Source organism: Paenibacillus mesotrionivorans, assembly GCF_046098205.1.
GTDB classification, from domain to species: domain Bacteria; phylum Bacillota; class Bacilli; order Paenibacillales; family NBRC-103111; genus Paenibacillus_AR; species Paenibacillus_AR mesotrionivorans.
This window is the reverse complement of the sequence record NZ_JBJURJ010000005.1, coordinates 264,808-277,281: the sequence shown is the minus strand read 5'-3', so window position 1 is coordinate 277,281 and position 12,474 is coordinate 264,808. Positions and strand designations below refer to the sequence as shown.

At 55.9% G+C, this 12,474-nt stretch carries 11 protein-coding genes; 8 read left to right on the top strand and 3 right to left on the bottom strand.

The window, feature by feature from the left end; genetic code table 11:
• The first annotated feature begins 12 nt into the window (after positions 1–12).
• The 5 genes from ACI1P1_RS09475 (at position 13) to ACI1P1_RS09455 (ending at position 7,056) form a co-directional block, all read left to right on the top strand.
• Positions 13–1,830 carry a glycoside hydrolase family 35 protein gene (locus ACI1P1_RS09475; protein WP_416216128.1) on the top strand — a complete coding sequence of 606 codons (1,818 nt, stop codon included), beginning with the start codon at positions 13–15 and terminating at the stop codon, positions 1,828–1,830.
• Positions 1,827–3,947, top strand: coding sequence for a heparinase II/III domain-containing protein (locus tag ACI1P1_RS09470; RefSeq protein ID WP_416216127.1), 2,121 nt, complete (start codon positions 1,827–1,829; stop codon positions 3,945–3,947). Before ACI1P1_RS09475 ends, ACI1P1_RS09470 begins: the two co-directional genes overlap by 4 nt.
• Before the next feature lie 527 nt (positions 3,948–4,474).
• Positions 4,475–5,242: a DeoR/GlpR family DNA-binding transcription regulator gene (locus ACI1P1_RS09465; RefSeq protein ID WP_416216126.1), complete on the top strand. Its 768-nt coding sequence runs from the start codon at positions 4,475–4,477 to the stop codon at positions 5,240–5,242.
• Positions 5,243–5,392: 150 nt separating this feature from the next.
• A complete protein-coding gene (locus tag ACI1P1_RS09460; protein ID WP_416216125.1) occupies positions 5,393–6,274 on the top strand; it encodes a DMT family transporter in 882 nt (293 codons plus the stop codon).
• A 125-nt stretch (positions 6,275–6,399) separates the two neighbouring features.
• Positions 6,400–7,056: a pentapeptide repeat-containing protein gene (locus tag ACI1P1_RS09455; RefSeq protein WP_416216124.1), complete on the top strand. Its 657-nt coding sequence runs from the start codon at positions 6,400–6,402 to the stop codon at positions 7,054–7,056.
• A 68-nt stretch (positions 7,057–7,124) separates the two neighbouring features.
• Here the strand turns inward: ACI1P1_RS09455 and gerQ are convergent, their stop codons facing one another.
• Together gerQ and ACI1P1_RS09445 are read right to left on the bottom strand one after the other, a co-directional pair.
• Positions 7,125–7,565 carry a spore coat protein GerQ gene (gene gerQ, locus ACI1P1_RS09450; RefSeq protein ID WP_416216123.1) on the bottom strand — a complete coding sequence of 147 codons (441 nt, stop codon included), beginning with the start codon at positions 7,563–7,565 and terminating at the stop codon, positions 7,125–7,127.
• Between the two features lie 47 nt (positions 7,566–7,612).
• Complete coding sequence (locus tag ACI1P1_RS09445; protein ID WP_416216122.1) at positions 7,613–8,038, bottom strand: cell wall hydrolase; 426 nt, start codon at positions 8,036–8,038, stop codon at positions 7,613–7,615.
• Positions 8,039–8,270: 232 nt separating this feature from the next.
• Here ACI1P1_RS09445 and cyoE point away from each other — a divergent pair, with 232 nt between their 5' ends.
• Positions 8,271–9,218 (top strand): heme o synthase, encoded by a 948-nt coding sequence (gene cyoE / locus ACI1P1_RS09440; protein ID WP_416216121.1) that lies wholly within the window; start codon positions 8,271–8,273, stop codon positions 9,216–9,218.
• 132 nt (positions 9,219–9,350) lie between these two features.
• Positions 9,351–10,274 carry an AEC family transporter gene (locus ACI1P1_RS09435; protein WP_416216120.1) on the top strand — a complete coding sequence of 308 codons (924 nt, stop codon included), beginning with the start codon at positions 9,351–9,353 and terminating at the stop codon, positions 10,272–10,274.
• Here the strand turns inward: ACI1P1_RS09435 and ACI1P1_RS09430 are convergent.
• The gene (locus ACI1P1_RS09430) at positions 10,271–10,618 is read right to left on the bottom strand and encodes a toprim domain-containing protein (protein WP_416216119.1); all 348 of its coding nucleotides are present in this window, start codon (positions 10,616–10,618) and stop codon (positions 10,271–10,273) included. The two genes, ACI1P1_RS09435 and ACI1P1_RS09430, sit on opposite strands and share 4 nt — an antisense overlap.
• A gap of 269 nt (positions 10,619–10,887) precedes the next feature.
• Here ACI1P1_RS09430 and ACI1P1_RS09425 point away from each other — a divergent pair, with 269 nt between their 5' ends.
• Positions 10,888–12,471, top strand: coding sequence for a glycoside hydrolase family 28 protein (locus tag ACI1P1_RS09425; protein ID WP_416216118.1), 1,584 nt, complete (start codon positions 10,888–10,890; stop codon positions 12,469–12,471).
• Positions 12,472–12,474: the final 3 nt, after the last annotated feature.

The window sequence follows — 12,474 nt, the reverse complement described above, 5'->3', positions numbered from 1 at the left end:
AAACGGATTGTTATGAATATGCTAAAAACGGCCGACGGCCGGTTTTTTTGGGGAGGAGAGCCCCTCCGGATTATATCCGGAGCTATCCATTATTTCCGCGTGGTGCCGGAGTATTGGCGGGACCGGCTGCTGAAGCTCCGGGCATGCGGCTTCAACACGGTAGAGACCTATATTCCGTGGAATCTCCATGAGCCCAAGGAAGGCCAGTTCTGCTTCAGCGGTCTGGCGGATGTGACGGGTTTTGTGCGGCTGGCCGGTGAGCTGGGGCTTCATGTGATCCTCCGCCCGAGCCCGTATATCTGCGCCGAATGGGAATTCGGCGGAATGCCTGCCTGGCTGCTGGGTTATCCCGGCCTGCGCCTGCGGTGTATGGACCCTCTGTACCTGTCCAAGGTGGACGCCTATTATGACGCGCTGATCCCGGAGCTGCTGCCTCTTTTGTCCACCCGGGGCGGACCGGTGCTGGCGGTGCAGGTGGAGAATGAATACGGCAGCTACGGCAATGACACGGCTTATCTGGATTATCTGCGCCAGGGGCTTATCCGCCGCGGCGTGGATGTGCTTCTGTTTACGTCGGACGGTCCGGAGAACGGCATGCTGCAAGGGGGAACCCTGCCGGGGACGCTTGCGACGGTGAACTTCGGCTCCCGGCCGGAGGAGGCCTTCCGCACCTTCCGCCAATACCGGCCTGAGGACCCGCTTGTATGTATGGAATATTGGAACGGTTGGTTCGACCATTGGCTGACTCCTCATCACACCCGGGAGGCCGGAGATACGGCGGAGGTGCTGGACCGGATGCTTGCGCTGGGGGCATCGGTGAATTTTTATATGTTCCACGGGGGGACCAACTTCGGATTTTATAATGGCGCCAACTATGACGCCAAGTATGAAGCCACTGTCACCAGCTACGACTATGACGCGCCTCTTTCGGAAAGCGGGGAGTATACGTCCAAGTATCATGCGGTGAAGCAGGTGCTGGAGAAGCACTTTGGTCCGGCCCCGGTGGCGATGCCTGCCCCTGCGGCTACATGCGCTTACGGGGTGGTGGAGCTGACGGAGCGGCTGGACTTGCTGGATGTGGCCGGGCAGCTGTCCGCTCCGGTATTCCGGACAGCGCCGGAGCCGATGGAGGACCTGGGTCAGGGCTACGGCTTTATTCTGTATGAAACCCAACTGACGGGTCCGCGCACGGAGGAGCTGCTGCATCTGCAAGAGGTGCATGACCGGGCGCTGGTGTTTGTGGATGAACGGTTTATCGGCACGGTGGAGCGTTGGGATCCCCGGCCGCTGGCGGTGACAGTGCCGCCAGAGGGGGCAAGGCTGCGGATTCTGGCGGAGAATATGGGGCGGGTAAATTATGGCCCTAAGCTGATGGACCGTAAGGGGATCACCGAAGGGGTAAGGCTGAATAACCAGTTCCAGTTCGGCTGGACCATATATCCTCTTCCTCTGGATTCGGTGGAGAAGCTGCCTTTTGGGGCTTGCGAAGAAGGAGACAGGACGGCTGAATCTGCATCCGCATCTGCGGCTCTTCAAGGGGACCGGCCTGCCTTTTACCGGGGAGGTTTTCACGCGGAGGTCTGTTGCGACACCTTCGTCCGGCTGGCGGGTTGGACCAAGGGGGTGGTTTGGGTGAACGGCTTTAATCTGGGCCGGTACTGGTCGGCAGGGCCGCAAGAGACCCTGTATCTGCCGGGGCCGCTTCTGCGGCAAGGCTGGAATGAGCTGACCGTGCTGGAGCTGCATCATACGGAGAAGGCGGCGGTAGTTCTCCAGGATCGGCCCGAGCTGGGAAGCCTTCCCGCTTTAGGGGAGGAGGATAAAGCATGAATCGGGAACAAACGCATACCGGGCTTCTGGAGAGGGCTTGTGTCAATGCCCGGCTGCCGGAATTCGCTCCCGCCCTGGAGCGTTTGCGCGGGAAAGCCGCGGAGGCGTTTGCCGTTCATTTCCGCATGTCTGCCGGAGACCGGGGAGAGTGGGGCCACTATTACCACTGCCGGGAGGATGCGGCCAGGCTGGCCTTTGACTGGAGCCGGCCCCAGGAGCACCGCTGCACCGTATGCGGCCGGGTGTACACGGGACAGCGCTACGATGCCTGCTGGATCGGGCTGGCCCATCATTCTCTGGGTATCGGGGCCTTCCACATGGCCTTGTGCGGCAGATTGGACAGCCGGGAAGATTATATCCGGCGGGTGCGGGATATCCTGCTGGATTATGCCCGGTATTATGCGGGCTGGGAGATCCACGGGGATATTCCTTACAACGGTCCGGGCAAGCTGTTTGCCCAGACTCTGGATGAAGCCCACTGGATATTGGAGCTGGGGCTGGCGTTTCAGATGGTCCGCAGCTCGTTTGAGGCAGGTGAGGAGGAGGCTATCTGCCGGGGACTTTTGCAGCCATGTGCGGATTTCCTCATTGCCCGCAAGGAAGCCCAGATCCATAATCATGCGGTGCTGATTACCTCCGCTATTTCCCTGCTGGGCTTTTTGTTGGGAGATGAGGAGCTTCACCGTGCGGGACTGGAGGGGGAATACGGGCTGTTGGACCAGCTTCGGCGGGGAGTTCTGGAGGATGGCCTGTGGTATGAAGGGGTGGTCCATTACCACTTCTACGCTCTGCATCCCATTCTCCAATATGGCTGGGCGGTGGAGAATACGCCGTGGGCTGTCCGGAGGCTGGAGCCTATCCGCCGGATGCTGGACTTTCCCTTGCGGTTTATCCAGCCGGACGGCTCCTTTCTCCGCCGCCATGACGCCACCAGCAAGGTGAATATCGGCACGTATGCGCCGTATTACGAGCTGGGGCTGTCCTGGTTCGGGGACGCCCGCTACCGGGCCTATCTGCAGACGGCTTACGGGCGCAAGGGGGCGGGGCCGGGGCTTTCCCTGCCGGGTTACCGGCCGGTGGAGCGGGATTCGGTATTTGCCCTATGCTTTGGCATGAATCTGGCGGAGGAAGCGGGTGAGGCCATGGAGGAGCTGCGCCTGTTGGTAGAGCAGCCCCAGTCCTCGGCAGGCTCGGGTCTGACCCGGCTGCCAGGAGCGGCCGGGCTGCATCTGACGGTGAAGCATGGCCCCTTCGGCGGTGAGCATGACCATATGGACCAGCTGAATATATCCCTGTCGGCCTGCGGCATTCCTCTTTTGGAGGATGCCGGAACCGTTCCTTATGCCATGCCCTTGCATTACGGCTGGTTTAAGCATACCTTTTCCCATAATACGGTGGCGGTGAACGGGATGGATCAGCCCCCTGCGGACGGCAGGCGGTTGGGTTTTGGTCTGGAAACTTGGGGCTCCTGGGTTTGTGCGGCTGTGGACTGGAAGCGGGAGGATTACCTGTTTAAGGACCGCATCGTGCTTCCTGCAGAGCTGCGGCCGTGGCATGAGCCGTCCTATCAGGGGGTAGAGCTGGCCAGAACCTGTCTGGTCCGGGACAACTGGGTGGTGGACGCCGTAAGAGTGCTGCTGCCTGACCCCCGGCAGGCGGATTTTCTGCTGCATGTGGACGGTATGCTGGAGGGGGACCCGGATTTGCTGGGCGGGCCTACGGAAGAAGGGTTTTGCCGTCTGGATCCGGTTCTGTTCCGGGATCCCCGCCGTCTCTGCCTGGAGCGGGGGGCGGCCCGGCCTCTGGTGTGGGCGGCGGACCGGGGCATGCTGACTCAGTATGGCTGGTGCTCCCGTCCTTCGGCTCTGCTCAGTGCCATTACGCCCGGCAATCCTGCAGGGAGAAATCGGCATACGCTTGTCCGCAGGGTGGAGGGCGAAGGAGTAACGGTGTTCCTCCACTTCTTTCATTATGATGAAGCGGCAGGCCGGGCCGTGTGTCTGCCGGAGGGAATGATCCGGGCAGAGCTTGGGGAAGACGGCCGGCTTACGGTGGAGGAGTCGCCCCTTGGCCGGATGGTGCTGACCTGGAACGGAGAGGCGCCTCTGTTTGGGTGACCGTAAAGAGTAATGTGAAAGAGGTGACTGTAAAGAGGTAACCGTAAAGCCGGTATTTGCCTCCCCGTCTATGCATTCATAATGCAAAAGTGCATTTATTTTGTCGGTTATCCGCTTCACGGGGGAGCCCAAATGCAAAAGTGCATGTATTTCCTGCGGATTGTACCCGTCTGAAGGTTTCAGCCCAAAATAGATGCACTTTTGCAGGATAGGAGAGCAAATGTGGCACTGTAGTGAGAAATAACTGCACTTTTGCAGGATAAACCCCGGGCAGCCCCCCGGGCATCTGCTCTGACAGCCCCCCGGACATCTGCTCTGACAGCCCCCCGGGCATCTGCTCTGACAGCCCTCCGGGCATCTCCCCGGATAGCCCCCCGGATAGCCCATCCAACAGGCTGAGCCTCTTCAGACTGTCTCATGCGGAAGCAGGTGCTTGAAAAGGGAGCAATTGAGCTATCCATGTCGATCGCCCAGGCTGCGCTGTGGTAGAATATGGACATTACCAGCACACGGAAAGGGGAATGGATATGTTTGCCCAGCAGCGGCATCAGGCGATTCTGGAGAGGCTTCAAGAGGAGAAGGCCATTAAAGCCTCCGAATTGATGGAGCGGTTCAACGTTTCCTTCGAGACGGTCCGCCGGGATCTGGAGCATCTGGAGAAGGCGGGCCGCCTGCGACGGGTGCATGGAGGAGCGGTCCTGTCCCGGCTGGATTACACCAAGGAGCTGCCGCTCAACATGCGCGAAGGGGCGTATGTGGAGGAAAAGCGGGAGGTAGCCCGCATTGCCGCCCGTTTCGTAAACGAGGGGATGTCCATTGCCATGGATGCCAGCACGACCAATCACCATTTGGCCCGGCTGCTGAAGAACCAGATCACCCGGCTTACGGTGATTACCAACTCCCTGGCCATTGCCCAGGAGCTGTCGGATGTGCCAGGGTACCGGATTATTCTTCCCGGCGGCGTGCTCCACAATGAGGAGCAAAGCATGATCGGCGAGCTGGCGGAGCAGTTTACCGCCATGTTTCATGCGGATCTGTTCTTCATGAGCATCAGCGGGGCCACCCTGGAGGAGGGATTGACGGACTACGGCATCGGCGAGGTGCAGGTGAAGAAGGTGATGCTGCAAAACGCCAAACGGACCATTGCCCTGGCTGACAGCAGCAAGCTCGGCGCCGTGTCTCTGTTGAAGGTTTGCGGAGCGGATGAGGTGGAATGCCTGATTACGGATTCCGCTGTTGAGCCGGAGTTCGCGGAGTCTTTCAAGAGCAAGGGGATCGAAGTAATCTGCAGATAACAGTCTGCGCATGAATGAGGGTTGCGGCTTGATCGGCGTCGGTATGCCGTCGGTCAGGTTTTTTTGGAGTAAAATGTGTGTTTGTATGTATTTAATGGTGTGTAGTTGTGTTTAGTTGAAAACAATGCGAATAAAAGGATGTGGATCTCCGTGTCATTCTCCCTAATCCTGGTAATATGCTCCGGACTGGCCCATGCGGTGTGGAATTTGCTCACCAAAAGCAGTACGGATAAGGCTGTTTATTTATGGTGTATTTTTATGCCGTCCACCATCCTCTTACTGCCCCTCCTGGCAGGTGAGATGAGCCGGGCAGTCCTCTCTCCCGCAGCACTGGGGATGCTTGTCTGCTCCGCAGCTTTGCAGGCCTTTTATGCCTGGCTGTTATCGCATACCTACAGGCGGGGGGACCTTTCCCAGGTGTACCCGGTGATGCGGGGAACCCCCACCCTGCTGATTCCGCTGGCGGGGGTTTGTTTCTTGGGGGAGCGCCTCACCCTGTGGGGATGGGCGGGAATTGTGCTGATGCTGGCGGGTTTTGCCGTGATGGGAAAAGGCAGCCGCCCTCCTGATGCATCCCAGGGACCGGAAAACGCCGGGGCCTCTCCCAAATGGACACAACCTGTGGTTATGGCTTTGGGGGTGGGCGTCACCATCACCTGCTACACCCTGGTGGATAAATGGAATTTGCAGCATCTTTCGCCGCTGGCGATCCTGGAGGTGACGAATATCGGCTTTGTGCTGGGGCTGACACCGGCGGTAATCAGACAAGGTCGGCGGATGCTGCCAATTTTAACCTCCGGATGGGGCAGGATTCTTTCGGGAGCGATCCTCTCCCCGGGCTCCTATCTGCTGTTTCTCTTCGCCATCCGTGAAGCTGAAGTGGCTTCGCTGGCCCCTTTGCGGGAGATCGGCATTGTGTTTGGTACAGTGCTTGGATTGGTGTTGTTGAAGGAGAGTTTTCCAGCCAGACGACTAACCGCCTCGGCTATTGTCCTTTCGGGCATCCTGCTGATTGCTTTTCTGGGCAGCTAAGGATATCTTTTCAAACCCGCCCCATTTTGCTACAATGATTTTAGAAGAGTGTAGAACATACATACGTATTATCAGGACGCCCAAGGGTGTCCTTTTTTCCTCAAAGGAGACAAGGAGGCAACAAAGTGGCAACCAAAAAGAAGATTCCCGGTCCGTCGGCTCCGACGCTGCCGTCAGTGCTCACCAAAGCGGATGAGGGTTTCCCTGAGCCGGAGGATGGACAGCTGGTGGAGACGGCTGAATTTGCGGATATGGAGCTGAGACACTGGCAGGCCCGCAAGGTAAGGTTTGACGGCGTCCTGTTCCGCAATGTGTCCTTCAGCGGAGCGGCCTTGCAAAATACCGAGTTCCTGGACGTAGTGTTTGAAAACTGCGATTTATCTAATACGAACTTTCAGGAGGGGGCGCTTCACCGTGTGTCCTTCCGCAATTGCAAGCTGTTGGGCACCAATTTTACCGATTCGGTTTGGCGGGATGTGACGATAGAGGAGTGCAATATGGGCTATACCGTTCTCCGTTTTAATGACTGGCGGCATGTGCAGCTCAAGAACAGCTCCATGGCTCATGCGGACTGTTACCATTCCTCGTGGCAGCATACCCAACTGGAGGGAATGAAGCTTGAACAGACGGTTCTGTCGGGAACAAGCCTTTCGGGCATTGACCTGAGCAACTGCGATTTCCTGTCCTTATCGGCTGAGCCTGAGGATCTGAGGGGCTGTGTGATTGATGCCTCCCAAGCGGGATTATTGGCTCCGCTCTTCGGCCTCATTATAAAGGAATAAGCAAAAACGGGCCCACCGGATTTCCGGAAGCCCGTTATTTTTTCTGATATTCTGATGTTTCGATATGCTTACCGCGGCTGTGCCGGAGCCTGGGATTGGCCAGGCTGAAGCGGATAATAGTAGTTCAGCGGCTCATCGAAGGTGATATAATCCAGATTCACCATCAACAACAGAAAACGCATACCGGTTTGCGGGTCACTGATGATGATGTGGTCCCGGCCGGCGGCTTCCAGCTTGCCCTTGAAGATCTTGGCATTCCATTCCCGGTTGTTTTCGTAGGTCATGTACAAGGTTGCCACTTTACCAAGATTCAGCCGCAGGATATTCTCAATGTAGGATTGCTCAAGCGGCAGTTGTCCGGGAACAAGGCTGCCTGGTGCGGCTGCTGTGGGTGCACCGGGGATTACGGAGCCGGAAGCGGGGTACAACGGGGGAGTCGCTGCCGCTTGGGCCTGCATGGCACCCGGATACGGATAAGGGGTGGGCTTGCCGTAAGGATAGTTCATCATTGTACTTACAAACCTCCTTTAATGGATAAAAGTGTGAATAACTGCAGCTACCTGTAAACCGCCGGGCAGTTCTCAGCTGTTGGGGAAAAGAAACAATGGGCTTTGTACCTGCCAGTGTTCGGCTGATTATACCACTGGGCGGGACAGCCTCCGGAAGGCCTGAAGAACCATAGCGAATTGGAGGCCGGATGCTGCTGCTCCCCTCTGATCACCCGCTCGGCCAGCCGGATGTCCCGGTCACGGGCCTTCTGGTAAAAGTATCCCTTGACCGTTGCCTCAAACCCGCCCGGACGCTGGAAAACCATCTGCTGCAAATCCCGGATGTTCTTGAAATCCAGGCAATTGGCCAGAACCCGGTTGACACCTACATTGCCCACCATCAGCATTCCCAGCTCGCCTTCGCCCTCGGCCTCCGCACGCATGAGTCTGGCCAGAAGCTTGGTCTGCTCCGAGTTTGTTTTGATAACTGCCATGCCGTCACTCCTTCCGCCGCAAAAAACCAGCCTCTTGTTCAATCTATGCAGATGCCCGGTCTGAACATTCATGGGGGACAAACCCGAAATGAAGGAAACTTGAAAAAAAGAGCAGAACTGGACCTATGCCTGGACAATTGCCTGGACTTGGTTGGTCCGTTTAGTTGTCAAAGGGTCGGAGCATTGCTATTATAATCATTATAATGAAAGACATAAGGGAGGAAGTTGCTTCGTGGAACAAGCTGCGATAGAGAAGCAAGACCGCTATGACTCCGCAACAGCAGAGGCTTCCACTGCCGGCGGTACTGCGGCGCGCAAGCTAAGCTGGCGGGATTTCGTACAAGTTACCAAACCAGGCATTCTGATGTCGAATTTGATTACCACCTTCGGGGGCTTCTGGATTGCATCCAAGCTGGAGGTAGACTGGCTGTTGATGCTGTGGACCTTAGTGGGAACCGCTTTGGTTATGGCAGCCGGATGTGTGCTGAATAATTATCTGGACCGGGACATGGATGCCAAGATGGAGCGTACCAAGGACAGAGGGCTTCCCGCCGGTGTTATGATGCCGAAGGTGGTTCTGGTATACGGCATCGTTTTGGCTGTGGCCGGGTTGAATATTTTGGGCTTTTTGGTGAATCCATTGACTGCCTGGTTGGGTTTTCTGGGGTTTTTCGTTTATGTGTGGGTGTATACCGCCTGGCTGAAGCGCACCTCGGTCTGGAGCACCGCCGTCGGCGCTATCTCCGGTGCGGTGCCACCGGTTATCGGGTACACTGCTGTAATGGGCGTAATTGATGAAGGCGCACTGATCCTGTTCCTGATCCTGCTTCTCTGGCAGCCCCCCCACTTCTGGGCGTTGGGCATTCGCAGAAAAGAGGAATACCGCGCCGCCGGTTATCCGCTGCTGCCGGTAGTGAAGGGGAACCGCCGGACCAAAATCAGCATGATGCGGTATGTCATCCCGCTGGTGCCGGTTTCGCTACTTCTTTATACGTACGATTATGTGGGGCTGATCTACCTGGTTTCTTCCCTGATCCTGGGATTGGGTTGGGTGGTATTATGCGCCCGCGGCTTTAGGGCCAAGGACGATATCCAATGGTCCAAAGGAGTATTCGTGTACTCGATTAATTATTTGACCATTCTCTTTATCATTATGGTGATAGATACCGCAGCCAAATAAACGCGAATAAGGAGGGACCCGTTTAAGGGATTCCCTCCTTTATTTATGAAAAGACATGGACGGATCGAGTCCGTTTGGTGTATTTTTAATAGGAAATCCTCCCTTGCTTGAAGGCAGAAAGGTTGTTACCCCATGTTTTTGTGGCATATTTTATCGCATAACGTGATTCCCTTATGTTTGATGATCAGCCTCGGCGCGTTGATGGAACGTAAATTTAAACTGGATATCCGCACCTTCTCGAAGCTGATTTTTTACCTGTTCACTCCGGTTATGCTGTTCAAGATGCTGTATGAATCCCGGCTGTCTGCAGGTATCCTACTCCAGATTGTGGGCTTCATCATCTTCTTCCTCCTGGTGCTGTATGCCATCGTGGACGGCGTCGCCCGGCTCAGGGGTTTAAGCGGCGGAATGAGAAGTGCTATGCGCAACAGCGTGCTTTTTTACAATAGTGCCAATTACGCTATTCCCTTGAACCAGTTGGTATTCGCCGGCAATCCCTTTACCATGTCGGTTCAATTGATCGTTATGGTGTTTCAGAGTGTGCTGCCGCATACCTATGGTGTTTACGCTGTGAATGCCCATAAAAGCAATACCCGAGAAATTATGAAAACCATTCTGGGCATGCCCGCCATCTATGTCATTCCTGTAGCCTTAATTATGAACGGGTTTCAGATTCCGGTACCCAAGCCGATATATGAGCCCATTACGTATATCTCCAATGGTTATGTGGCTTTATCTCTCTTGACGCTGGGGGTTCAACTGGCCCAAATGCACTGGAGAATCGACCAGTTGTGGGATGTGCTGATTTCCAACGCCCTGCGGCTGATTGCCGGTCCGCTGATCGGTTTTGGCATTGTCATGGCCATGGGGCTGGAGGGGCTTCTGGCTCAGGCGCTGGTTTTGTCCTGTGCCGTACCTACTTCCCTGTCCAGTGTCCTGCTCTCCGTAGAATTCGACAATGAACCGGAATTTGCCGGACAGGCGGTTTTTGCTTCCACCGTATTCAGCATCATTACTGTCACCATCGTGATCTACTGCCTCCGTTTTATCCCTTAAAGAGGCTCTGCAGGCGGGTAAAGGATGTAGTCCTCCAGCCCCGCCTTTTCTAATTGCTGGATCAGATATTCGTCCGGGGAGCCCTCCACTCCGGCGTATCCCCTCCGTGTATAAATCTGCACCGCATCGGGGAACTCCTCGTTGACCAGCCAGCGGATTTTCTTGCCGGAGCTGTCGTTATCCGTGAAGATGTAAACCTCCCGGCCCGCGGCGCGTTTGCACAGCTCGGCCAGCTTCTCGGAGCTGGGGGTTCCGAAGGTGCACAGAATGAGCACCTCGTCATTCAAAAGCCGCCTGAGACGGCTCTTGTCGTTTTTTCCTTCTACAATAATAACGGGTGCCATAGCAGCTTCTCCTGTCCGCAGTAATCATGTATACTCTGTCCACTCAGTATACCCGGGTAGGGTCATCTTACCACCCAAGCCGGATTTTGTCGCGGGAACCGGACTTAAGCGCAGAGACGGTGGACATGCTAAGCCTTAAGTGTCAACGGCAGCATGAGAATGCAGTTTTTAGGATGCGAGATCAAGAAAGTATAACTTTTAATGAATTAGTCAACAAAAATCAACGAAAATTTATAATTATATGATAAGATATTGGCGAGGTGAAGGAAATGACGAACATAACTAAGGAAACGAATACACGAAACTGGACTATGCCGGAAATCGAATTGCCGAATATACCGTCCAACAGCTTTACTATTACTGATTTTGGTGCGGTTGGAGACGGAGTGACTAACAACACCGAGGCTTTCCGCAAAGCGATTGCCGCTTGTACGGAAGCCGGAGGCGGTAAGGTCATTATCCCTGCAGGCTTGTGGCTGACTGGCCCCATCATTTTGGCCAGCCGGCTGGAGCTTCATGCCCAGGCCGGTGCAACCGTCATGTTCAGCACTAATTTTGACGACTATCCGCTGATTCTCTCCACTTACGAGGGCTGGGAAACAGTGCGCTGCACCTCGCCTTTGGACGGGGAAGGGCTGGAGGATATCGCGATTACCGGACCGGGCGTATTCGACGGCGGCGGTGACGCATGGCGTTATGTGAAGAAGTGGAAGCTTACAGAGCTTCAATGGAATAAGCTAACCAAAACCGGTGTGGTGGATGGAGACAGCTGGTGGCCGACTGAGCAAGGGTTGAACGGCGCCAAGCTGGTTGACCGTCTGATCAGTGAAGGTGTGAAGGATCCCAAGGCATTCGAGCCGGCCAGAGATTATCTGCGTCCGAATCTGCTCAGCCTGCGCCGCTGCAAGCGTCTTTTGCTGGACGGGCCTACCTTCCAGAATTCCCCGGCCTGGAACGTGCATCCTTGGGCTTCCGAGCATGTTACACTGCGCAATCTGACCATCCGCAACCCGTGGTACGGTCAAAACGGCGACGGCCTGGATCTGGAATCCTGCCGCTATGCCCTGGTTGAAAACTGTACCTTTGACGTAGGGGACGACGCTATCTGCATGAAGTCCGGCAAGGACAAGGAAGGCCGGGAAAGAGGCATCCCCAGCGAATATATCATTATCCGCAACTGCATCGTGTACCATGGTCACGGCGGCTTCGTAGTCGGCAGCGAAATGTCCGGCGGGGTACGCTGCGTAGAGGTTTCCGACTGTACGTTTATGGGGACCGATATCGGGATCCGCTTCAAGACGGCCCGCGGCCGCGGCGGTGTAGTAGAGGATATTCTGATGAAGAACATCCGGATGATCAACATCGACGGCGAAGCCATCTCCTTCTCCATGTTCTATGAAGGCAAGGAAGGCTCCGGCACCCTGTCCGAGGACAAACATCCGATTACGGATGAAACTCCGGTTTTCCGCAATCTGCATATGGAAGACATCGTCTGCACCGGCGCAGAAGTAGCGTTCCTGATCAAGGGACTGGTGGAAGTGCCGATGGAGGGTCTGACTCTGACCCGCTACAAGGCTATTGCCGACAGAGGCGTGGAATGCACCAATGCCACCAACCTGGCTCTGACTGATGTGGACATCCAAGTCAAGGAAGGCCCGATGGTTAAGCTGCACCAATGTAACGATGTCCGCATTACCCGGATGAGCGGCTGCGGCTCCGAGTCTGATGACCGCTTTCTGGTTGCTACCGGCAACCGTTCGGACAGCATTGTCCTGGATGGCCTGGCAACCTGCGACTCCCACAGAAAGATCGAAGCGCTGAACGGCGCTGAAGGCAAGGTTCAAGTGAAGTAATTA

Excerpts from the sequence above, each read along its gene's own strand:
- ACI1P1_RS09475 (WP_416216128.1), top strand. The coding sequence starts at position 13 with ATGAATATGCTAAAAACGGCCGACGGCCGGTTTTTTTGGGGAGGAGAG.
- ACI1P1_RS09470 (WP_416216127.1), top strand. The coding sequence starts at position 1,827 with ATGAATCGGGAACAAACGCATACCGGGCTTCTGGAGAGGGCTTGTGTC.
- ACI1P1_RS09465 (WP_416216126.1), top strand. The coding sequence starts at position 4,475 with ATGTTTGCCCAGCAGCGGCATCAGGCGATTCTGGAGAGGCTTCAAGAG.
- gerQ (WP_416216123.1), bottom strand. The coding sequence starts at position 7,565 with ATGATGAACTATCCTTACGGCAAGCCCACCCCTTATCCGTATCCGGGT.
- ACI1P1_RS09445 (WP_416216122.1), bottom strand. The coding sequence starts at position 8,038 with ATGGCAGTTATCAAAACAAACTCGGAGCAGACCAAGCTTCTGGCCAGA.
- ACI1P1_RS09435 (WP_416216120.1), top strand. The coding sequence starts at position 9,351 with ATGTTTTTGTGGCATATTTTATCGCATAACGTGATTCCCTTATGTTTG.
- ACI1P1_RS09430 (WP_416216119.1), bottom strand. The coding sequence starts at position 10,618 with ATGGCACCCGTTATTATTGTAGAAGGAAAAAACGACAAGAGCCGTCTC.
- ACI1P1_RS09425 (WP_416216118.1), top strand. The coding sequence starts at position 10,888 with ATGACGAACATAACTAAGGAAACGAATACACGAAACTGGACTATGCCG.